Genomic DNA, 21,889 nt, shown 5'->3' with positions numbered 1-21,889 from the left:
ACGGTGATGTCCACCCCGCTGACCTTCGTGGAGTTCTCCCGCCAGCGCGGTCTGGCCGCCGACGGCCGGTGCAAGCCGTTCGCCGACGGCGCGGACGGCACCGGCTGGTCGGAGGGTGTCGGGCTGCTTCTGGTGGAGCGGCTGTCCGACGCGTGGCGCAACGGGCACCAGGTGCTGGCCGTGATCCGGGGTTCGGCGGTGAACCAGGACGGCGCGTCGAACGGTCTGACCGCGCCGAACGGCCCGTCCCAGGAGCGCGTCATCCGGCAGGCGCTGGCCAGTGCCCGGCTGACGGCCGCCGAGGTGGACGTGGTGGAGGCGCATGGGACCGGGACGCGACTCGGCGACCCGATCGAGGCCCAGGCCCTGCTGGCGACGTACGGTCAGGACCGGCCGGAAGGTCGGCCGCTCTGGCTCGGTTCGCTGAAGTCCAACCTCGGCCACACCCAGGCGGCGGCGGGTGTCGGCAGTGTGATCAAGATGATCGAGGCGATGCGGCACGAGGTGCTGCCGAAGTCGCTCCACATCGACTCGCCCACCTCGCACGTCGACTGGTCGGTCGGTGCGGTGGAACTGCTCACCGAGAACCGGGCCTGGGAGTCCACGGACCGCCCGCGCCGAGCGGGGGTGTCCTCCTTCGGCATCAGCGGGACGAACGCGCACGTGATCCTTGAGCAGGCGCCGGTGGCGGAGGAGGCCCCCGCTGAGCCGGTGGCCGCGCTGCCGGTGGTGCCCTGGGTGCTGTCGGCGCGCTCTCCGGAGGCGCTGTCGGCGCAGGTGGAGCGGCTGGCGTCGTTCACGGCCGAGCGGGCGGACCTGCCCGTCGCCGACGTGGCCTTCTCACTCGCGACGGGCCGCTCGGCGCTGGAGTACCGGATCTCGGCGGCCGGTGGCGACCGGGAGGCGCTGCTGGCGCAGCTGGGCTCGGCGGTGCCGGCCCGGGTGACCGGAGCCGGGGGTCGTACGGCGTTCCTGTTCACCGGGCAGGGTGCGCAACGAGTCGGTATGGGCCGGGAGTTGTCCGAGGCGTTCCCGGTGTTCCGGGCGGCCTTCGACGAGGTGTGTGAGCAGCTGGACCCGCTGCTGGAGCGGCCGTTGGCCGGGGTGATCGCCTCTGGCGACGGGCTGGACGACACGGGCTTCACCCAGCCCGCGCTGTTCGCCGTCGAGGTGGCGCTGTTCCGGCTGGTCGAGTCCTGGGGCGTGCGGCCCGACGTCCTGGCCGGACACTCGGTCGGCGAACTGGCGGCCGCGCACGTGGCGGGTGTGCTCTCGCTGCCTGACGCGGCGAGGCTGGTGGCCGCGAGGGCGCGGTTGATGCAGGCCTTGCCGTCCGGCGGGGCGATGGTGGCCGTGCGGGCGCCGGAGGAGGCGGTGCTGCCGCTGCTGGCCGGGCGCGAGACCACGGTCGGCATCGCGGCCGTGAACGGCCCGCGCTCGGTGGTGATCTCGGGCGTCGAGGACGAAGTCCTGGCCGTGGCGGCCAGGTTGGAGGCGGCCGGTCACAAGGCGACGCGCCTCACGGTGAGCCACGCCTTCCACTCGCCGCTGATGGACGGGATGTTGGACGAGTTCCGTGCGGAGGCGGCCAGGCTCACCTTCCACGCTCCGAGGATTCCGGTGGTGTCGGACGTCACCGGTGAACTGGCCACCACCGAGCAGCTGTGCTCGCCGGACTACTGGGCGCAGCACATCCGCGAGGCGGTCCGCTTCGCCGACGCCGTACGGACTTTGGCCGGGGAGGGTGTCACGGCCTTCCTGGAGCTGGGCCCGGACGGGGTGCTCACCGCGCTCGCCCAGGACACCCTCGACTCCACGGGCGAGCACGCCCTGCTCGCCGCCGTCCGCCGTGACCGGCCGGAGGCGCACAGCCTGGTCGAGGCCCTGGGCCGGCTGCACGCGCACGGTGTTCCGGTCGACTGGCCGGCGTTCTTCGCCGGTTCCGGCGCCCGTCGCACCGACCTGCCGACCTACGCCTTCCAGCACGAGCGCTACTGGCTCGAAGGCACGTCCGCGCCCACCGACAGCACGGACCTCGGACTGACCCCGGCCGACCACCCGCTGCTGGGCGCGGCGGTCGAACTGGCCGGTGCGGACGAGGCGTTGTTCACCGGCCGCTGGTCGCTGCGGACGCATCCGTGGCTGGCCGACCACACCGTGCACGGCGCGGTCGTGGTGCCGGCCTCGGCGTTCGTCGAGCTGGCCGTCCGAGCAGGTGACGAACTCGGCTGCACCACCGTTGAGGAGCTGTTCGTCCATGCGCCGCTGATCGTGCCCGAGCGCGGCGGTGTCCAGGTGCAGGTGAAGGTCGGCCCGGCCGACGACGGCGGCTACCGCGCCCTGACCGTCCACGCCCGCCCCGAGGGCGCGGACGCGCCCTGGACCCTGCACGCCGACGGACAGCTCGGCACCGAGGAGGCCGCCGAGCCGGAGAGCTGGACCTCGGCGGACGGCGGCGACTCCTTCGAGGTGGGCCTGCCCGAGGAGCTGGCGCCGGAGGCCGCCCGCTACGGGCTGCACCCGGTCCTGCTCGGCGAGGTGATCCCGAACCTCCCCGTCTACCCGTCGGAGCCCGGTGTCATCCCGGTGCCCGCCGAGTGGCGCGGGGTGCGGCTGCACGCGGCGGGAGCGGTGACGGCCCGGGTCCACCTGGCCATGCTGGACGAGCGCCGCGCCGCGCTCCGCCTCACCGACGCCGCCGGCGATCTGGTGGCCACCGTGGACGCCCTGGTCTTCCAGGAGGTGGGCGAGGAGGAGTTCACCGCCGCGCGGTCCGGCGAGCCCGCCCCGGCCGAGGCCGTCCGGCCGTCCGGCCCGCGGCGGACCCCGGCCCGCCGGACCGCCCGGGCGCACGCCGTCGCGGCCGAGTCGCTGACCGGGCGCCTGGCCGGACTGCCCGAGGCGGAGCAGCGCAAGCTGGTGGTCGAGCTGGTCAGGGCCGAGGTGGCGGGCGTGCTCGGCCACCCGGATCCGGCCACCGTCGACCTGGAGAAGCCGTTCCAGGAGCTGGGCTTCGACTCGCTGACCGCCGTCGACCTGCGTAACCGGATCGGTGTCGCGACCGGGCTGCGACTGCCCGCCACGGTGGTCTTCGACCACCCGACGCCGCAGTCGCTCGCCGATCGTCTGCTCGCCCGGGCGGCCGCCGAGAGCGGCGCGCCGTCGGCCGTCGGCGAACTGGAGCGGCTGGAGGCGGCGCTCGCCGCCGGCCTGGCCGACGACCAGGACCGTGCCGCCATCACCGTCCGGCTGCAGACGCTGCTGTCGCGGCTGAACGAGACCGCCGGCACCTCCGACGGCCCCGACCTGGCGGACAGGATCGAGTCGGCGTCGGTCGGGGAGATCTTCGCCTTCATCGACAACGAGCTCGGCCGCTCGGCCGACTGACAGGTTTCGACGACTTCCTCGCAGAAGGGGGAGAGGAGCTTTCCATGTCCAACGAAGAGAAGCTGGTCGAGTACCTGAAGTGGGTCACGGCCGATCTGCAGAAGGCCCGGCAGAAGATCACCGAGCTGGAGTCGGCGGCGGACGAGCCGATCGCGATCGTCGGGATGGCCTGCCGCTACCCGGGCGGGGTGCGCTCGCCCGAGGACCTGTGGCAGCTGGTCCTGGACGGCCGGGACGGCATCACCGAGTTCCCGGCCGACCGCGGCTGGGACGTCGAGCGGCTGTACGACCCGGACCCGGAGAAGTCGGGCACCTCGTACACCCGCGAGGGCGGCTTCCTCGACGGTGCCGCGCTGTTCGACCCGGGCTTCTTCGGGATCTCGCCGCGTGAGGCGCTCTCGATGGACCCGCAGCAGCGGGTCCTGCTGGAGACCGCCTGGGAGCTGTTCGAACGGGCGGGGATCGACCCGGCCGGGCTGAAGGGCAGCAGGACCGGCGTCTTCGCCGGGGTCGGCGGCCAGACGTACCTGCCCCTGGACGGCCCCGAGGAGCTGGAGGGCTACCTCACCACCGGCCGGCTCACCAGTGTGGCGTCCGGCCGGATCTCCTACTTCTTCGGCTTCGAGGGCCCGGCCGTCACGGTCGACACCGCCTGCTCCTCCTCGCTGGTGGCGCTGCACCTCGCCATCCAGTCGCTGCGCGAGGGCGAGTCGACCCTGGCGCTGGCCGGCGGCTCGACGGTGAACGGTGCCCCCGGCGGGTTCGTCGACTTCGCCCGGCAGCGCGGACTGGCCGCCAACGGCCGCTGCAAGTCCTTCGCCGCGGCGGCGGACGGCACCGGCTGGTCGGAGGGTGTCGGGCTGCTGCTGGTGGAGCGGCTGTCGGACGCGCGGCGCAACGGGCACCAGGTGCTCGCGGTCGTCCGGGGTTCGGCGGTGAACCAGGACGGCGCGTCGAACGGTCTGACGGCGCCGAACGGGCCCTCTCAGGAGCGGGTGATCCGGCAGGCGCTGGCCAGTGCCCGGCTGACCGCCGGCGAGGTGGACCTCGTGGAGGCGCACGGGACGGGCACCCGGCTGGGCGACCCGATCGAGGCGCAGGCCCTGCTGGCCACCTACGGCCAGGGCCGACCGGAGGGCCGACCGCTCTGGCTGGGCTCCTTCAAGTCCAACATCGGCCACTCCGTCGCCGCCGCCGGTGTGGGCGGCGTGATCAAGATGGTCCAGTCGATACGGCACGGCATCATGCCGAAGACGCTGCACGTGGACGAGCCCACCCCGTTCGTGGACTGGGCGTCGGGTGACGTCCAGTTGCTGACGGAGGCCCGGTCGTGGCCGGAGACGGGCGCGCCGCGCCGGGCGGGCGTCTCGTCGTTCGGCGTCAGCGGGACGAACGCGCACGTGATCCTTGAGCAGGCGCCGGTGGTGGAGGAGGCCCCCGCTGAGCCGGTGGCCGCGCTGCCGGTGGTGCCGTGGGTGGTGTCGGCGCGTACGCCGGAGGCGCTGACGGCGCAGGTGGAGCGGCTGGCGGCCTTCGTGGGGGAGCGGGCGGACCTGCCCGTCGCCGACGTGGCGTTCTCACTCGCGACGGGCCGTTCGGGGCTGGAGTACCGGGCGGCGGTGGTCGGTGGCGATCGGGAGGCGCTGCTGGCGCAGCTGGGTTCGGTGGTCCCGGTTCGTGTGAGCGCCGGGGGTCGTACGGCGTTCCTGTTCACCGGGCAGGGTGCGCAACGAGTCGGCATGGGTCGGGAGTTGTCCGAGGCGTTCCCGGTGTTCCGGGCGGCCTTCGACGAGGTGTGCGCGGAGCTGGACCCGCTGCTGGAGCGGCCGTTGGCCGGGGTGATCGCCTCTGGCGACGGGCTGGACGACACGGGCTTCACCCAGCCCGCGCTGTTCGCCGTCGAGGTGGCGCTGTTCCGGTTGTTCGAGTCCTGGGGTGTGCGGCCGGACGTGCTGGTCGGGCATTCGATCGGTGAGCTGGCGGCCGCGCATGTGGCGGGTGTGTTGTCGCTCGCGGACGCGGCGCGGCTGGTGGCCGCGAGGGCGCGGTTGATGCAGGCCTTGCCGTCGGGCGGGGCGATGGTGTCGGTTCGGGCGCCCGAGGAGGCGGTGCTGCCGCTGCTGGCCGGGCGCGAGTCCGTGGTGGGCATCGCGGCGGTGAACGGCCCGCGCTCGGTGGTGATCTCGGGCGTCGAGGACGAAGTCCTGGCGGTCGCTGCGAAGTTGGAGGCCGACGGTCACAAGACCACCCGGCTCACGGTCAGCCACGCGTTCCACTCGCCGCTGATGGACGGCATGCTGGCCGAGTTCCGCGCTCTCGCGGACGGGCTTGAGTACGGCGAGCCGACCATTCCGGTGGTGTCCACGGTGACCGGCCGGCTCGCCTCGGGCGAGGAACTGCGCTCGGGCCGCTACTGGGCCGAGCAGGTACGCGGCGCCGTCCGCTTCGCCGACGCCGTACGGACCTTGGCCGGGGAGGGTGTCACGGCCTTCCTGGAGCTGGGCCCGGACGGGGTGCTGACCGCGCTCGCCCAGGGCGCCCTGGAGACCGGTGACCACACCCTGGTGGCAGCGGTGCGCCGTGACCGGCCGGAGGCGCACAGCCTGGTCGAGGCGCTGGGCCGGTTGCACGCGCACGGTGTCGCGGTCGACTGGCCGGCGTTCTTCGCCGGTTCCGGCGCCCGGCGCACCGACCTGCCGACCTACGCCTTCCAACACGAGCGCTACTGGCTCGAAGCGCTGGCCGTGCCCGCCGACAGCACGGACCTCGGACTGACCCCGGCCGACCACCCGCTGCTGGGCGCGGCGGTCGAACTGGCCGGTGCGGACGAGGCGTTGTTCACCGGCCGCTGGTCGCTGCGGACGCATCCGTGGCTGGCCGACCACACCGTGCACGGCGCGGTCGTGGTGCCGGCCTCGGCGTTCGTCGAGCTGGCCGTCCGTGCCGGTGACGAACTGGGCTGCACGGCCGTCGAGGAACTGCTCCTCCGCGAGCCGCTGGTCGTGCCCGAGCGCGGCGGTGTCCAGGTGCAGGTGAAGGTCGGCCCGCCCGACGACGGCGGCTACCGCGCCCTGACCGTCCACGCCCGCCCCGAAGGCGCGGACGCCTCCTGGACGCTGCACGCCGACGGGCAGCTGAGCTTCCGCTCGCCCGAGGCGCTGCCCGAGCCCGGTGAGTGGCCGCCCGCCGGCGCCACCCCGCTGGACCTCGCGCGGTCGTACACCGACTCGGCGGTTGGCGGCCCGGAGTACGGCCCCGCGTTCCAGGGCCTGACGGCGGCCTGGAGGCTGGACTCCGACCTCTACGCCGAAGTCCGCCTGGCCGAGCGGGAGGAGGCGGACGCGGAGTCCTTCACCCTCCACCCGGCGCTGCTGGAGGCGGCCGTGCAGGTCGCCCGCCTCGCCGACGCCCCCGGGACGGTCCGGGTGGCCGACGAGTGGGCAGGGGTCCGGCCGTACGCGTCCGGCGCCACCGCGCTGCGCGTCCACGTGGCCCAGGACGGCACGCGGGACGACGCGCAGGACACCGCCGACACCCTGTCCGTGCACCTGGCCGACGCGAGCGGCCGCCCGGTCGCCGCGATCAGCCGGCTCGCCCTCCGCCCGGTCGCCGCCTCCCAGGTGGCCGACTCGGCCGCGCGCCGCCAGGACTCGCTCTTCCACGTCGGCTGGCGGCCGATCCTCCTCCCGGAGCCCGACAGCCCGCTCGACTGGGCCGAGTTGGGCGGCCCGGCGGCGGATGGGTCGGCGGCGGACGGCCCGGCGTTCCACACGGTGGCCGACGTCGCCCGCGCGGTCGCGTCGGGCCGCCGCCTGGACGCCGTGCTGGTCCGGCAGGACGAGGCAGGCCCCGCCGGTACGGTCGAGGAGGTGCACGAGGCCACGCACCGGGCGCTGGCCCTGGCGCAGCAGTGGCTCGCCGACGACCGCCTCGCCGACACCAGGCTGGTGCTGGTCACCCGGGGCGGTGTGAGCACCTCGCCCAAGGACGGGACGGACCTGCGGTCCGCGGCCGTCTGGGGCCTGCTGCGGTCGGCCCAGTCGGAGGCGCCGGGGCGGATCGTCCTGGTCGACGTCGACGACCTCGCGCTCCCCGGCGCCGCGCTCACCCCGGTTGTCACCTCCGGCGAGCCGCAGCTCGCGCTCCGCCGGGGCCGGGCGTTCGTGCCGAGGCTGGCCCGCACCCCGGCGGCCGGCGAGGGCGGCGAGCCGACCGGCCGCTGGTCCCCCGAGGGCACCGTGCTGATCACGGGTGGCACGGGTGCGCTGGGCGCGCTGTTCGCCCGGCACCTGGTGGCCGAGCACGGCGTCGGGCACCTGCTGCTCACCAGCCGTCGTGGCCCGCAGGCGGCCGGAGCCGCCGAACTGGAAGCCGAACTCGCCGCCCTGGGCGCGCGGGTGACGATCGCGGCCTGCGACGTCGCGGACCGCGAGGCGCTGGCCGCGCTGCTGGCGGCCGTCCCCGCCGAGCACCCGCTCACCGCCGTCGTGCACCTGGCGGGTGTGTCGGACGACGGCCTGGTGGCCGCCCAGACGCCCGAGCGGCTGGACGCCGTGCTGCGGCCCAAGGCCGACGCTGCGTGGCACCTGCACGAGCTGACGAAGCATCAGGATCTCGACGCCTTCGTCCTGTTCTCCTCCGTCGCCGGGGTGATCGGCGGCCCCGGGCAGTCCAGCTACGCGGCCGCCAACGCCTTCCTGGACGGCCTGGCGCAGGAGCGGTCCGCGCTCGGGCTGCCGGCCACCGCCGTCGCCTGGGGCCTGTGGGACCAGGCCGGCGGCATGGGCGGCCACCTGGACGAGACCGACCTCGCCCGGATCGCCCGCAGCGGCTTCCGCCCGGTCACCGAGGCCGACGGCCCGGCCCTGCTCGACCTCGCGATCGGGCTGGACCGGCCCGCCCTGGTGGCCACGCCGCTGGACATCGCCGCCCTGCGCACCCAACCCGGCCAGGTCGCACCCCTGTTCAGCGGGCTGGCCGGAACGCCCGTCCGGGGCGCGGCACGCAACTCCGCCGTCACCACCGTGCCGCCCGCCGAGCAGCTGGCCGGGCTCGGCGAGGAGGAGCAGCACCGCCACGTGCTGGAGCTGCTGCTGGCCGAGATGGCCGCCGTGCTCGGCCACGCCGATCCGGGCGGCCTCGACACCGAGCAGCCCTTTGCCGGGCTCGGCTTCGACTCGCTGACCTCCGTCGAGCTGCGCAACCGGCTGTCCGCCCTGACCGGGATCCGGCTGCCCGCCACCCTGGTCTTCGACCACCCCACTCCGCACACCCTCGCCGCCTACCTCCGCACCGAACTGCTGGCCACGCTCTCCGAGGACGGCGCCACCGCCCGGCAGGAGGTGGACTACGCGGCCGAGGTCCGGCTCGCCGACGACATCCGCCCGGCCGGCGAGGTGATCCGGACGGTCGACGACCCGCAGGAGGTCCTGCTCACCGGGGCGAGCGGCTTCCTCGGGGCGTTCCTGCTGCGCGACCTCCTGCGGGACACCAAGGCGAGGGTCCACTGCCTGGTGCGCGGCGCGGACCGCGAGGAGGCGGCGGCCCGGCTGCGGGCCAACCTGGAGTGGTACCAGGTCTGGGATGAGGTCGACCCGGAGCGCGTCGAGGTCCTGGTCGGCGACCTCGCGCAGCCGAGGCTCGGGCTGACGGAGGAGCAGTTCGACGGGCTCGCCCGCGACGTCGACGTGGTCTACCACGCGGGTGCCACCGTCCACTGGCTGCGCCCGTACGGCTCGCTCAAGGCGGCCAACGTGGGCGGCACCGAGGAGGTGCTGCGGCTGGCGGCCCGGCACCGCACCGTCCCCGTGCACTACGTGTCGACCGTCGGCGTCTTCGCCGGCTCGGTCGTCGAGGGGGTGCCGCTGCGCACCGACGACCCGACCGGCCCGGCGGCGGCGCTGCCCAGCGGTTACCTGCGCAGCAAGTGGGTGGCCGAGCAGACCATCGAGCTGGCCCGGGAGCGGGGCCTGCCGGTCTCGGTCTACCGGGTGGACGTGATCTCCGGCGACCAGGTCAACGGTGCCTGCCAGTCGCGTGACTTCGTCTGGCTGAGCCTCAAGGGGCTGCTCCAGGCCGGTGCGGTGCCCGCGGACACCACGGGCAGCTTCCACCTGCTGCCGGTCGACTACGTCAGCTCGGCGATCGTCACGCTCGCCGGGCAGGAGGGGAGCGCCGGGCGGACCTTCCACCTGTACAACCAGAGCGAGGTGAGCCTCGGCGAACTCGTCGACCACCTGCGGTCGTCCGGCTACCCGCTGGCCGAACTGCCCCGGGAGGAATGGCTGGAGCGGGTCACGTCCGACCGGGACAACGCGATGATCCCGCTGCTGGACGCCTTCGAGATGATGACCTCCGACACCGCCGCCTTCTACCCGCCGATCGACACCGCCGGCACCGAGGCGGCACTGGCCGGCACCGGGGTGGACTGCCCGCCCCTGACGAAGCGGCTCTTCGCCACCTACGTCGACTTCTTCGTCGAGGCCGGGTACTTCCCGGAGGCCCCCGCCGAGCACTGACCGCAGGAAGGCCGTGGGCCCGGCCGGTTTCCGAAACCGGCCGGGCCCACGGGCGTGTCGGGGCCGGGGGTCAGTAGTCGCTGCTCGGGGCCTGGGCGGTCGGGCCGAGGTCGGGCCGGTCGCACAGGTCCAAGGACTCGCCGTGGTGGTCGAGTTCGAGGACGACGAGCTCGTTGGCGCCCGCCCGCCACAGCGGGGCGGGGGCGTAGAGGGTGCGCTGGGGGCCGGCGGCGGTGTAGCGGCCGAGGAGGAAGCCGTTGAGCCAGAGCAGGCCGCGGCCCCAGTCGGGCAGGGCCACGAACCCGTCGGCGGGGGCGTCCAGTCGGGCGGTGAAGCGGTGGAAGACCGGTTCCCCGTCGACGGGTGTGGCGTCGCCGTCGAAGCGCAGGGCGGACAGGTCGGCGAGCGGCAGCGGGCGGATCCGCCAGTCGAAGAGCAGCTGATGGCCGTGCGCGACGCCGCGGGTGATGCCCTTGCGGTCGTCCATCCGGGGGCCGTAGTTCACCCGGCCGAGGGCCTCGACCAGGATGTCCAGCCGCACCCCGCCCTCCCCGGTGGCCAGCGGCAGGGTGGCGCCGGGGGAGTTGCGGTCGAGGGTGCCCAGCGGGCGGCCGTCGGCGAACACGTGCGCGCGGTCGGCCAACCCGTCGATGCACAGCGGGAGTTCGGGGCGCGGTCCGGGTACGTGGGTGTGGTAGTGGATCAGGCCGCGGTCCTGCCCCAGCCGCTCCATGGGCAGCGGCGCCGCCCGCCGCACGGGCTGTGACAGTGCGTCGAGGTTGGAGAGCAGGGCCGCCCGACCCTCGGCGCGCTCCAGTCGTTGCGGCGCCAACCGCGCGGGCTCGGCGGGGAGTTCGTCGCCGGGCAGGGGCACGTAGCGGCCGATCACCTCGCGCAGGGCGTGGAACTTCTCGGTCAGTTCGCCGGCCTCGCCGATCGGGGCGTCGTAGTCGTAGCTGGTGACGGTGGGTTCGTACCCGCTGTCGTAGGGGTGGGCGCCGGAGTGGTTGGCCCCGGCCCAGAAGCCGAAGTTGGTGCCGCCGTGCGCCATGTAGAGGTTGACGGAGGCGCCGGTGGCGAGCAGTTCGTCGAGCGAGGCGGCGGTCTCCCTGGCGTCCCGGACGTGGTGCGGGCGGCCCCACTGGTCGAACCAGCCGATCCAGAACTCCATGGCCGCGAGCGGGCCTTCGCCCTGGTGGCGGCGCAGGACCGCGAAGCGCTCGGGTGCTCGGGAACCGAAGGTGGCGGTGGAGAGGTGCCCGGGGATCGAGCCGCCCTGCTGCATGGTGTCCTGGGCACCGTCGGCCGTGAACAGCGGGCAGTCCACACCTCGCCGCACCAGGCCGTCGCGCAGGTGGCGCAGGTAGGCGGCGTCGTCGCCGTAGCTGCCGTACTCGTTCTCCACCTGCACCGCCACCACCGGGCCGCCCCGGCCGGCCAGCAGCGGCAGCAGCTCGGGCGCCAGGGCGTCGAACCAGCCGTCCACCTCGGCCAGGTACGCCGGGTCCGCGCACCGCAGCCGCAGCCCGTCCACCGCCAGCAGCCGGGCCGGCAGCCCGCCGAACTCCCATTCGGCGCAGATGTACGGGCCCGGGCGCAGGATCACGTCCAGCCCCAGGTCCCCGGCCAGTCGCACGAACCGGCCCACGTCCCGCCAGCCGGTGAAGTCCACCTCGCCGTCCGGGAGTTCGTGGAAGTTCCACGGCACGTAGGTGTCCACCGTGTTGACCCCCAGCGCCCGCACCCGCCGCAGCCGGTCCTCCCACAGCCCGGGGTGGATGCGGAAGTAGTGCACCGCCCCGGAGACGATGCGGTGCGGCTCGCCGTTGCGGAGGAACCCGGAGTGGTCGTAGGTGATCATGCGGGGGGCTACCAGCTTTCGGTGGGAGGGGCGCCATCGGTGGCGGACGAGCAGGGTGCCGAACGCACGGCTTCTCACCAGGACGGGCTGTGCGCCGCCGTCCTCGACCGGGGCGAGCTGTTCCTCGTGGGCACGGGCCACCTCGCCGAGGGTACGGGCAGGGGCGTACGGGTGGTCGGTTCCCGCGCCGCAGGCGAGTCGGCCGCCGACGGCGCGGGCGCCACACCGTCCGATCCACCGCCGCGGCGGATGGTCACCCCTTGACCTTGAGACCGCGGTTCTTCAGCTCGGCGAGGGTGGCCTGCTGGGCGCCGTCGAGCGCCGCCGGGATGCCGCCGCCCTGGGGGAGCCTGCCGAACGCGTCCTTGAGCGAGGTGTTGGTGGCGCCCATGGCGGGCCCCCACTGCCAGTTCGGCCGGATGGACCTGGCGGCGTCGAGGTAGAGCGCGTACACGTCCTGGCCGCCGTAGAAGTCGGCCTTGAACGCCTGCTGGGCGACGGGGACGAGCTCGGGCGCGGCCGGGTAGGCGGAGGAGGTGCCGGAGGCGATCCGGGCCCGGATGCCCTCGGGCGTGGTGGTGGCCCAGGTGGCGAACTCGACGGCGGCGCGGGCCTTCCCACTGCCCTTGGAGACGGCGAAGGTGGTGCCGCCGAGCATGCCGCTGGCCGGGCTGCCGTCCCAGCTGGGCACCGGGGCGACGGCCCACTTCCCGGACTCGTCCGGCACGGTGCCCTCCAGCACGCCGCCGCCCCAGGAGGCGCCGAGGTAGCCGGCGGTCTCGCCCTTCTGCAACGAGGCGGTCCACTGCTGGGAGAAGGACGGCTGGACGCGGACCAGGTCGTCGGCGATCAGCTGCTGCCAGTAGTCGGCGGCCTGCTTGGTGCCGGTGCCGTCGAGGTCGACGTTCCAGGTGTCGTCGACGCCGGTGAACCAGTGGGCGCCGGCCTGCCAGGCCATCGCCTCGAAGGTTGAGGGGTCGTCGGGGAAGAAGGTGGCGATCCGGGTGTCCGGGTTCGCCTGCTTGAGCTTCTCGGCGGCGGCGCGGAACTCCGGCCACGTCTTCGGCGGGGTGATGCCGGCCTGGGCGAAGAGGTCCTTGCGGTAGTAGAAGGCCTGCGGTGCCGCGTCCAGCGGCAGTGCCCACTCGCGGCCGCCGAGGGTGGTCAGCTCGGCGGCCTGCGGCAGGTACTTCGCCCTGAGGCCGTCGGGGACGAGCGAGGTGATGTCCTGGACGGCGCCCTGGCTGACGAAGTCCGGCAGTTGGGGGTACTCGACGTTGAAGACGTCGGGGGCGTTGCCGGCCTTCACGGCGTTGGAGATCTTGGCGTAGCCACCGGCCACGCCGGAGGGTATCTCCTGGTAGTCCACCTTGATGTCCGGGTGGGAGGCGTTGAAGGCGGCGACGACGTCCTTGGTGCCCTTGGCCCAGCCCCAGAAGGTCAGGGTGACGGGCTGCCCGGACCGGGCGTCCCCGCCGGATCCGCCGCTGCTGCCGCCGCAGGCGGCGAGCAGGGTGGTGCACAGGAGACCGGCGGCCGCGGCGAGCGCCCTGCGGCGGGCGAGCGGGCGGCGTAACGCGGACGGCCGGGAGGACGAGGTGGGGACCATGCACGACTCCGGGAGGCTGAGGCGCGGCCGGGGCGCGGGGAGCCGCCGGTGGCCGCGAGCGGGAGGGCAAGCGGAGGCCATCTTGGGTAGCGGTTCGATCGGCGTCAAGAGATCGCTATCGGATGATCGGATTCGATCGCCGAACCTTGACGAACGATCGACGGCCTTCCGGATTCCCCCGCGCCGGGCCCCGAGCCCCGAACGACGGAGGGCGAGCTGACGGACCGTCGCTCCTGAGCTTCCCCGAGGCGGTCAGCCGCCGCAGGAGGTGCGCACGCACAGGGCGGGCAGCAGGGTGATCCGGTGCGTCGGCAGGCAGTGCCCGGCCGTGAGCCGGCGCAGCAGCAGGTCGACGGCCGTCTCGCCGACGGCCCGGGTGGGCGGGGCCACGGCGGTCAGCGGCGGGTCCGCCAGGGCGGCGAAGACGTCGTCGTACGCGATCAGGGCGAGGTCCCCGGGTACGGTGAGGCCGCGCGGGCGCAGCAGCGGCGGGAGCTGGATCGCGTCCTGGTCGTTGTGGACCAGCACCGCGCGGACGCCGTCGGCCGCCGCCTCGGCGATCCGCCCGGCGAGCAGTTCGGGGTCGTCCGGGCGGCCCGTGGCGTCGAGGGTGTCGAGGACGGGCAGGGCGTCCAGGCCGAGCAGCCGCGCCGCGCGCCCGTAGCCCGCCCGTACCTCGCGCGCCGTCCAGGAGTCGCTCCGGGCCGCGAGCAGCACCTTCCGGTGGCCGAGGGCGGCGAGGTGGCGCAGCGCCAGGAAGACGCCGTGCCGGTGGTCGGAGTTGACGGTGTCAAGCCCGCTCCCGGGGCTCCCGTCCTCGGGTGCGCCGCGCTCGACCAGCACGGCGGGCACCGGCAGCGAGTCCAGCCAGGCGTGCTCCTCGGCGGGCCGCCCCGGCAGCAGGTTCGGCGTCAGCAGCAGCCCGTCGGCGCCCGACTCCAGCAGCCGCTCCGCCTGCGCGCGGTCGTCGCGGGTCTGGTACGGGGCGATCCCGAGGACCAGCCGTACGCCCCGGGCGTCGGCGGCCGAGCGCGCCCCCTCGATCACCGCGTCGAAGTACGAGCCGGCGGACGGCACCAGCAGCCCCACCACCCGGGGCCGCGCCGGCTCGCCCGCCGACTCCTCGGGCGAGCGCCGGCAGGACACGAACCCGTGCGAGCGCCCGACCAGCCCCGCCTCGGCCAGCGCGGCCACGTCGCGCCGCACGGTCACGGTCGGAATGGCCAGCCGCCGGGCGAGATCGGCCAGCCGCACCGTCCCGCCGGACTCCCCGACGGCCTTGAGGATCAGCTCTCGACGCTCCTCGCCCGAGATCGCCATCGACGCCCCCCTCCGCTGTTCCGGTCGACATCCCGGATCGTCGACATCCCGGATGATCGATCGGACCTTATCCATCGATCAAATGCCGATCAACCGTCGCGGGGGACCGCCAACCCTGCGGCGGAGGCAGGGAGGCCGCCACCGAACAGCCCGAGGTGCCCGGCTGCCAGGGACTGTCCGGCGTACCGTCAGGAGCGCGCCGCGCGCAGCAGCCGGCGGGCCGCCTCGGTGTCGCCGGTGAGTCGCAGCGAGCCCTCGGCGAGCGCGGTGTCGGCGGACGTGCGGCCGCTGAGCAGGGCGTCCAGGGTGGCCGGGGCGGTCTCCAGCACCACGTCGGCGGGCTCGGCGGGCTGGCCCCGGGTGAGCGTGACCAGTCGGCCGTCGACCACCCGGGCGGTGAACCGGTCCGGGTCCAGCCGGATCTCGTAGCTGGCCGACCAGGCCGGTTCGGCGGCGGGGTCGAAGGCGCAGCGCATCGAGATCATCAGCGAGTCGGCGCGCATCTCGCCCTCCCGGGGCAGCACCGGGGAGCGCGACCCCCACAGTCCGAGGGCCACCACGACGGGTTCCAGCTGGGCGCCCCACTCGGTGAGCTCGTACACCCGGGAGCCGGCCGGCGGGGGCAGCGTGCGGCGCCGCACCACCCCGGCCTGCTCCAGGTCGCGCAGCCGCTGGGTGAGCACGTTCGGCCCGGCTCCGGGTAGTCCGGCCTGAAGGTCGGTGAAGCGCTTCGGGCCGAGCAGCAGGTCCCGGACGATCAGCAGCGCCCAGCGCTCGCCGACCATCTCCAGGGCGTGTGCGACCCCGCATCCGTCGTCGTAACTGCGTTTGCCTGCCACGACCCCAGCATATCCCCGGGTTTCTTCTCTTCTGAAGCATCGCTACTTAGAAATTAGGAGTGCCTGCTACTGTTCCCGAAGTCGACAGCCGGGCGCACTGTCACCAGGGCGCCGGTCCCGAACCCGCGGAGGTTACGTCGTGACAACCAGGACAGACTCCACCAACCGCCCGGTGCGCCCGGGTTGGGCGCTCGCACTGGTAGCGGTCTGCGCCTTCCTGACCTCACTGGACGTCATGGTGGTGGTCACCGCACTGCCCACCATGCGCACCGAACTCGGCGCGAGCCTCGCCGACCTTGAGTGGACGATCAACGCCTACAACCTGGCGTTCGCCTGCCTGATGCTCACCGGCGCGGCCCTCGGTGACCGGTTCGGCCGGATGAAGGTCTACGTCTTCGGGCTCGCCCTGTTCACCCTCGCCTCGGCGCTCGCCGCCGTCGCCGGCAACGTCGAGGTGCTGATCCTCGGCCGGGTGCTCCAGGGCGTCGCGGCCGGCATCGCCATCCCGGTCAGCCTCACCCTGCTCGGTGACGCCTACCCGCCGGAGCGGCGCGGCTGGGCGATGGGCATCTGGGGAAGCGTCTCCGGCCTCGCCGTCGCCGCCGGCCCGGTGGCCGGCGGCTTCATCACCGAAGGCCTCGACTGGCACTGGATCTTCTGGCTGAACGTGCCGTTCGGCGCCGCCGCCACCGTGCTGTCCGCCGTGCTGCTCCGCGAGAGCTACGGCACCGCGCCCAGGATCGACGTGGTCGGCCTGCTGCTCGCCTCGTCCGGCCTGTTCGGTCTGGTCTGGGCCGCCGTCCGCGCCCCCGACACCGGCTGGAACAGCGCCGAGGTCCTGCTCCCGCCGGCCGCCGGCGTGCTGCTGCTGATCCTGTTCGTGGCCTGGGAGCGCCGCACCGCCCACCCGCTGCTGCCGCTGCGCCTGTTCGGCAGCCGCGGAGTCACGGTCGCCAACATCTCGGCGTTCTTCCAGCACTTCGCGCTGATCGGCGCGCTGTTCATCCTCTCCCAGCTGTTCCAGGTCGGCTTCGGGCAGGGGCCGCTCGGCACCGGCCTGCGGCTGCTCGCCTGGACCGCCATGCCGATGGTCGTCGCCCCGCTGGCCGGTGGCTTCGCCGACAAGTACGGCAACCGGCCGTTCATGGTCGGCGGCCTGCTGCTCCAGGCGGTCGGCCTGGCCTGGATCGCCGGTGTGACCGGTCCGGACACCGGCTACGGCGCCCTGGTCGTGCCGCTGATCCTCGGCGGAGTCGGCATCGCGATGTGTCTGCCCACCACCATCACCATGGTGTTCGGCTCGGTCGCCCCGGAGGACATGGGCATCGCCTCCGGTTCCAACAGTGCCGTGCGCGAGGTCGGCGGGGTGTTCGGGGTGGCCTTCCTCGGCGTGGTCTTCGCCGCCAACGGCGGCTACGACGACTCGGGCTCCGCCATCGACGGCTTCCGGGCCGCCCTGGCGCTGGGCGCTGTCGCCTCCGCGGTCGGCATGGCCGCCGCGCTGTTCGCCCCCGGCAGGCGGCGCCCGGCCGCGGACCCGGACGCGACCGCGGCCCTGAAGGATCCCGAGACCGTCTGACCGCACGTCGGCTCCGCACGGCCCCGGGTGCCGGGGACTCCTCGCCGAGGAGCCCCGGCACCCGGGGCCTCGCCGTGTGCGGGATTCCCCGGGGAGTCCCGGGCGGGCTCGATCGTCCCCGGAGGGCCCGGTGCCCGGTGACATCTGACGTTCACCTACCGCCCGTTGACCCTGCCGGAACGGCCCTGTTGTAATCCTTTTGGCGATAGAGAACTCGGTTCTGTCATGCCGAACATCGAACAGGCGTGCATCGTCGAAGAGCACCGCATCGGACGACATCGAGCACCAGCACCCCGAACAGGCAGAGGTGAGTGGCTGTGAAGAAGTTGGGCAGGATCAGCATCAGCGTCGCCGCCGTGGCGGCCGTGGCCGTCGCGGCGGCCACCCCCGCGCAGGCCGCGACGTGGACGCGGACCGCGCAGTACTACCGGTGGACCGGGTTCAACGCCCTGGAGCGCGGCCAGGGCGTGGCGACCGACGGCACGTACTTCTACTACGCCGGGCCCGGCGGCATGGTGAAGGCGACGATCTCCAACGACAGCGAGGTCGCCTCCTCGGCGTTCCCGATCCCGTCGTCGCTCAGCTCCCCGTACAAGAGCGACCACATCGGCGACGTCGAGTACTACGGCGGCTACGTGATCGCGCCGATCGAGGACGGCAAGAACAACTACCAGCACCCGCTGCTGGCGCTCTACAACGCGAGCGACCTCAGCTACACCGGCCGCTACGTCCAGCTGCCGCTCGACAGGATGCCCGGCGGCGTGCCGTGGGTGGCCGTGGACGGGGCCGCCGGCCTGGTCTACACCGCGCCGTGGAACCAGAGCGCCGCCAACGGCACCAACACCCTGCTCGCCTACAGCCTGGCCGACCTGCTCAACCTGCCGGCCGGCAGCACCCTCCCGGTGCAGCGGACCATCACCCTGTCCCAGCCGCTGAGCCGGATCCAGGGCGCGGCCATGTGGCAGGGCAGGCTCTACGCCTCGGTCGACGACAGCGGCAAGTCCGTCTACTCGATCGACGCGAACACCGGCCAGGTCGCCTACGAGTTCCACCAGGACGTGGAGCCGGGCGACGAGGTGCAGGGCATCGCGGCCTGGGACCTCGGCCCCTCCGGCGGTCAGCTGCACATCGTGCACGTCGGTTCGGGCTGGAAGTCGATATTCCTCTACCTCCAGCACTACACGAAGACCGGCTGAGCCGTCCGGGTCGGCCGCTCCGAGCGGCCACCCGGACTTCATCGGCAGGTCGTCGGCGCGCCGCCGCGACGACCGGGTGGCGCGCCAACATGTTCAGGAAAGCAGATCGGTGTTCGGACATGCAGAACACCGCAGAACGTGAGGGGTGGGCGGGAATGCCCGAGGTGGTACTGGAGCAGATCTCGAAGACCTACCAGGGAGCCAGGGGAGTCCGGCACCAGGCACTGACCGGGATCGACTTCACCGTGCCGAGCGGCGAGTTCGCCGCCCTGCTCGGCCCGAGCGGCTGCGGCAAGTCCACCACCCTGCGGATCGTGGCCGGCCTGGAACGCGCCGACGGCGGCGACCTGAGGATCGGCGGACGCTCCGTCACCCGGGTGCCCGCCGCGGAACGCGGGCTGGCGATGGTCTTCCAGAACTACGCGCTCTTCCCGCACCTGTCCGTCGCCGAGAACATCCTCTTCGGCCTCAGGTCCCGCCGGGTGCCCAGGGCCGAGCGGAACGCGCGACTGGCCGAGGCGGCCCGCCAGCTGCGCCTGACGGAGCAGCTGGACCGCCGGCCCGCCCAGCTCTCCGGCGGCCAGCGCCAGCGGGTCGCCCTCGGGCGGGCCCTGGTCAGCGGGGCCGAACTCGTCCTCATGGACGAGCCGCTGTCCAACCTGGACGCCCGGCTGCGCGCCGACATGCGCACCGAACTGCGCGAGCTCCAGCAGCGGCTCGGGCTGACCGTCCTGTACGTGACGCACGACCAGGTCGAGGCGATGACGATGGCCGACCGGGTGATCGTCATGCGCGAGGGCGGCATCGACCAGATCGCCGCCCCCGAGGAGCTGTACGCCCGCCCGGCCTCCGTCCGGGTCGCCTCCTTCATCGGCTCCCCGCCGATGAACCTGCTCGACGTCCGCCGGGACGGCACCTGGCTGGTCCTCGACGGCGCCGAGGGCGACGGGGACCGTGTCCGGATCGAGGCGGCCGGCCTGCTCAAGGGCCTGCCGGACGAGCTGCCCGAGGAGCTCGTCCTGGGCGTGCGCCCCGAGGACCTGGTGCCCGGCCCGGGCGAGCTGACCCTGCCGGCCGTCCGGATCCGGGACGAACTGCTCGGCGCGGACCGGCTGATCGCCTTCCGGGTCGGCACCCGGACCGTGCAGGTCAGGGTCCGCGCGGACGAGCACCGCCCCGGCGGCGACCGCCTCGGCGCCCGGCACACCGCCTGCCACCTCTTCGACCGCCGGACGGGCGCGCGCCTCGACGCCCGCCGCCTCGTCGGCGCCACGGGCTGAACCCCCGCGCGCAGAAGCACCAACGCACCAACGCACCGAAGCGCCGAAGCACCAACGCACCGAAGCACCAACGCACAGACCACCAGGAGATCCCCGTGGCCCTCTCTCCCCGCACCAGAGCGCTCGCCGCAACGACGCTCGCGCTGACCGCGATCGCCGGCTGCTCCTCGGCCTCGGGCGGCTCGGGCGGTGACGGCGCGAAGGACGGCGTCGTCAGCATCGACTTCTACTACCCCGACCAGGTCGGCACCCTCAGCACGCTGATCGACGGCTACCTCAAGGACTTCGCCAAGGAGCACCCCGAGATCAAGGTCAAGGGCGTCTACTCCGGCGACTACGACCAGACGCTGGCGGCCGTCAACACCGCGATCGACGCCAGGAAGGCGCCCGCCCTGGCGATCATGGACCAGTCCTTCATGCACGACCTGGTCGAGCGCAAGGCCGTGACGGCCTGGAACCCGTTCCTGACCAGCGACGCCGACAGGAAGTGGAAGGACTCCTTCTACCCGCAGTTCATGTCCAACTCCGTCGGCGCGGACGGCCAGGTCTGGGGTATCCCCTTCGCCCGCTCGACCATCGTCCAGTACTGGAACAAGGACTACTTCAAGAAGGCCGGCCTCGACCCCGAGAAGCCGCCGGCCGGCTGGGACGAGCTGGTCGCCGACGCCAAGGCCGTGCAGAGCGGCGCCGGCGCCAAGTGGGGCCTGTTCATTCCGACCTCGACCGGGACGGCGTACTGGCTCTACCAGGCGCTCGTCCAGCAGGCCGGTGGCGACGGCGCGATCAGCGACCGGGCCGGCACCAAGGTCACCGTCAACTCCGAGCAGAACGTCAAGGCGCTGGAGTTCTGGGCCTCGCTCGGCACCCAGAAGATCGCCCCGACCACCGAGGTCGCCTGGGGCACCTCCACCGACGACTTCCTGGCCGGCACCACCGGCATCCTCTGGACGACCTCCGGCCGGATCGGCTCGATCCAGGAGAAGGCGGGCTTCGACTGGGGCGTCTCCGCGCTCCCGGCCGGCGCCGGAAAGGGCGCGCCCACCGGCGGCGGCAGCCTGATGCTCTTCGACGCGGGCGTCTCCAAGAAGCAGAAGGAGGCCGCCGTCACCCTGGCGAAGTTCCTCACCACCCCGGAGCGGGCCGCGGACGTCTCGATCAAGTCCGGCTACATCGCGACCTCCGAGGCCGCCTGGAACACCGAGGCGATGCGGGCCCACCTTGCCAAGCACCCGCAGGCGAAGGCCCCGCACGACGCCGTCGCCGACGCCATCCCCGAGATGGCCACGCCCGACCGCGACCGGGTCGTCTACCAGACGCTCGCCCCCGCGCTGCAGTCCGTGCTGCTCAAGGGCGCCGACCCGCGGAAGGCGCTGGACAAGGCCCAGTCCGACATCGACGCCGTTCTGAAGACCCACCGGTGAAGCCCCGCACCTCGCCGCGCAGGCTCCCGGACCAGGTGTTCGCGTACGCGCTGCTGGTGCCCGCGTTCGCCTTCCTCGTCCTGTTCACGGTGAAGCCGCTCGTCTCGACGGTCGTCAGCAGCCTGTACGACCGCCGGGACGAGGGGCCCACCCTGGACAACTACCGCCTCCTGGCCGAGGACGAGGTCTTCCGCAAGGCACTGGTGAACAACCTGCTGTTCTCGGTGCTGACCGTCCCGGTCTCGCTGGCCCTCGCGATGCTGCTCGCCGTCCTGCTGCAACGCGCCCTGAAGGGCAAGGCGCTGCTGCGGGCCGGCGTGTTCGCCCCGGCGATCCTGCCGGTGGTCGCGGTCGCCGTGATCTGGCTGTACTTCTACCAGCCCAACATCGGCGTGATCAACGAGGTGCTCGGCTGGTTCGGGGTGACGGGGCCGGACTGGCTCGGCGACACCGCTCTCGTCCTGCCCTCCCTGATGGCGATGATGGTCTGGAAGGAGGCCGGCTTCTTCATGATCTTCTACCTGGCCGGCCTCCAGGCCATCGACCCCGAACTGGACGAGGCCTCCCTGCTGGAGGGCACCGGACGGTTCACCCACTTCCGCCGGGTGACCTTCCCGCTGCTGATGCCGACCACGCTGTTCGCCGCCATCGTGGCGCTCGCCGACAGCATCAAGATGGTCGACTTCGTCTTCGTGATGACCCAGGGCGGGCCCGACAACGCCAGCAACCTGCTCCTCTACTACATCTACCGGGTGACCTTCGCCCAGCACTGGCCGCAGTACGGCGCCGCGATCTCGCTGCTGGTGATCGGCGTCCTGGTCGCCCTGGCCGTCCTGCAGATCCGTCTGCTGGACCGCCGGATCCACTACCGCTAGGAGC

General features: G+C 73.4%; 11 protein-coding genes. 7 read left to right on the top strand and 4 right to left on the bottom strand.

The window, feature by feature from the left end; genetic code table 11:
- The coding region (locus RZ50_RS22940) for a type I polyketide synthase (protein WP_217680802.1) at positions 1-3,387 on the top strand (3,387 nt) is incomplete at its 5' end.
- A complete protein-coding gene (locus RZ50_RS22935) occupies positions 3,384-9,905 on the top strand; it encodes a type I polyketide synthase (RefSeq protein ID WP_374199992.1) in 6,522 nt (2,173 codons plus the stop codon). The genes RZ50_RS22940 and RZ50_RS22935, both read left to right, overlap by 4 nt.
- Positions 9,906-9,975: 70 nt before the next feature.
- Here RZ50_RS22935 and RZ50_RS22930 read toward each other — a convergent pair whose 3' ends face one another.
- The 4 genes from RZ50_RS22930 to RZ50_RS22910 all read right to left on the bottom strand — a co-directional run bounded on the left by RZ50_RS22930 (position 9,976) and on the right by RZ50_RS22910 (position 15,534).
- Positions 9,976-12,000 (bottom strand): beta-galactosidase, encoded by a 2,025-nt coding sequence (locus RZ50_RS22930; RefSeq protein ID WP_308272394.1) that lies wholly within the window; start codon positions 11,998-12,000, stop codon positions 9,976-9,978.
- 19 nt (positions 12,001-12,019) lie between these two features.
- Entirely contained in the window at positions 12,020-13,375 is a 1,356-nt protein-coding gene (locus RZ50_RS22920) for an ABC transporter substrate-binding protein (RefSeq protein WP_196947548.1), read from the bottom strand.
- A 252-nt stretch (positions 13,376-13,627) separates the two neighbouring features.
- On the bottom strand, positions 13,628-14,695 hold the full coding sequence (locus tag RZ50_RS22915) for a substrate-binding domain-containing protein (RefSeq protein ID WP_196947547.1): 1,068 nt from the start codon (positions 14,693-14,695) through the stop codon (positions 13,628-13,630).
- Between the two features lie 188 nt (positions 14,696-14,883).
- A complete protein-coding gene (locus RZ50_RS22910) occupies positions 14,884-15,534 on the bottom strand; it encodes a winged helix-turn-helix transcriptional regulator (RefSeq protein ID WP_308272086.1) in 651 nt (216 codons plus the stop codon).
- 139 nt (positions 15,535-15,673) lie between these two features.
- Between RZ50_RS22910 and RZ50_RS22905 the strand changes: the two genes are divergently transcribed.
- The 5 genes from RZ50_RS22905 to RZ50_RS22885 all read left to right on the top strand — a co-directional run bounded on the left by RZ50_RS22905 (position 15,674) and on the right by RZ50_RS22885 (position 21,885).
- Complete coding sequence (locus RZ50_RS22905) at positions 15,674-17,113, top strand: DHA2 family efflux MFS transporter permease subunit (RefSeq protein WP_196947546.1); 1,440 nt, start codon at positions 15,674-15,676, stop codon at positions 17,111-17,113.
- Between the two features lie 317 nt (positions 17,114-17,430).
- Entirely contained in the window at positions 17,431-18,309 is an 879-nt protein-coding gene (locus tag RZ50_RS22900; protein ID WP_196947545.1) for a hypothetical protein, read from the top strand.
- 155 nt (positions 18,310-18,464) lie between these two features.
- Positions 18,465-19,589: an ABC transporter ATP-binding protein gene (locus RZ50_RS22895; RefSeq protein ID WP_196947544.1), complete on the top strand. Its 1,125-nt coding sequence runs from the start codon at positions 18,465-18,467 to the stop codon at positions 19,587-19,589.
- 95 nt (positions 19,590-19,684) lie between these two features.
- Entirely contained in the window at positions 19,685-21,010 is a 1,326-nt protein-coding gene (locus RZ50_RS22890) for an ABC transporter substrate-binding protein (protein ID WP_196947543.1), read from the top strand.
- Positions 21,007-21,885, top strand: a complete 879-nt coding sequence (locus RZ50_RS22885; protein WP_196947542.1) for a carbohydrate ABC transporter permease — start codon at positions 21,007-21,009, stop codon at positions 21,883-21,885. Before RZ50_RS22890 ends, RZ50_RS22885 begins: the two co-directional genes overlap by 4 nt.
- The last annotated feature ends 4 nt before the right edge of the window (positions 21,886-21,889 follow it).

Origin of the sequence: Kitasatospora sp. SUK 42 (genome assembly GCF_015776785.2) — a bacterium.
GTDB lineage: Bacteria > Actinomycetota > Actinomycetes > Streptomycetales > Streptomycetaceae > Kitasatospora.
The sequence above is the reverse complement of the archived record's forward strand: the minus strand, read 5'-3'. Positions and strand labels throughout refer to the sequence as shown.

What these genes read in the sequence shown, in the direction of transcription:
- RZ50_RS22920 (WP_196947548.1), bottom strand. Translation starts at nt 13,375, where the DNA reads ATGGTCCCCACCTCGTCCTCCCGGCCGTCCGCGTTACGCCGCCCGCTC.
- RZ50_RS22895 (WP_196947544.1), top strand. Translation starts at nt 18,465, where the DNA reads ATGCCCGAGGTGGTACTGGAGCAGATCTCGAAGACCTACCAGGGAGCC.
- RZ50_RS22915 (WP_196947547.1), bottom strand. Translation starts at nt 14,695, where the DNA reads ATGGCGATCTCGGGCGAGGAGCGTCGAGAGCTGATCCTCAAGGCCGTC.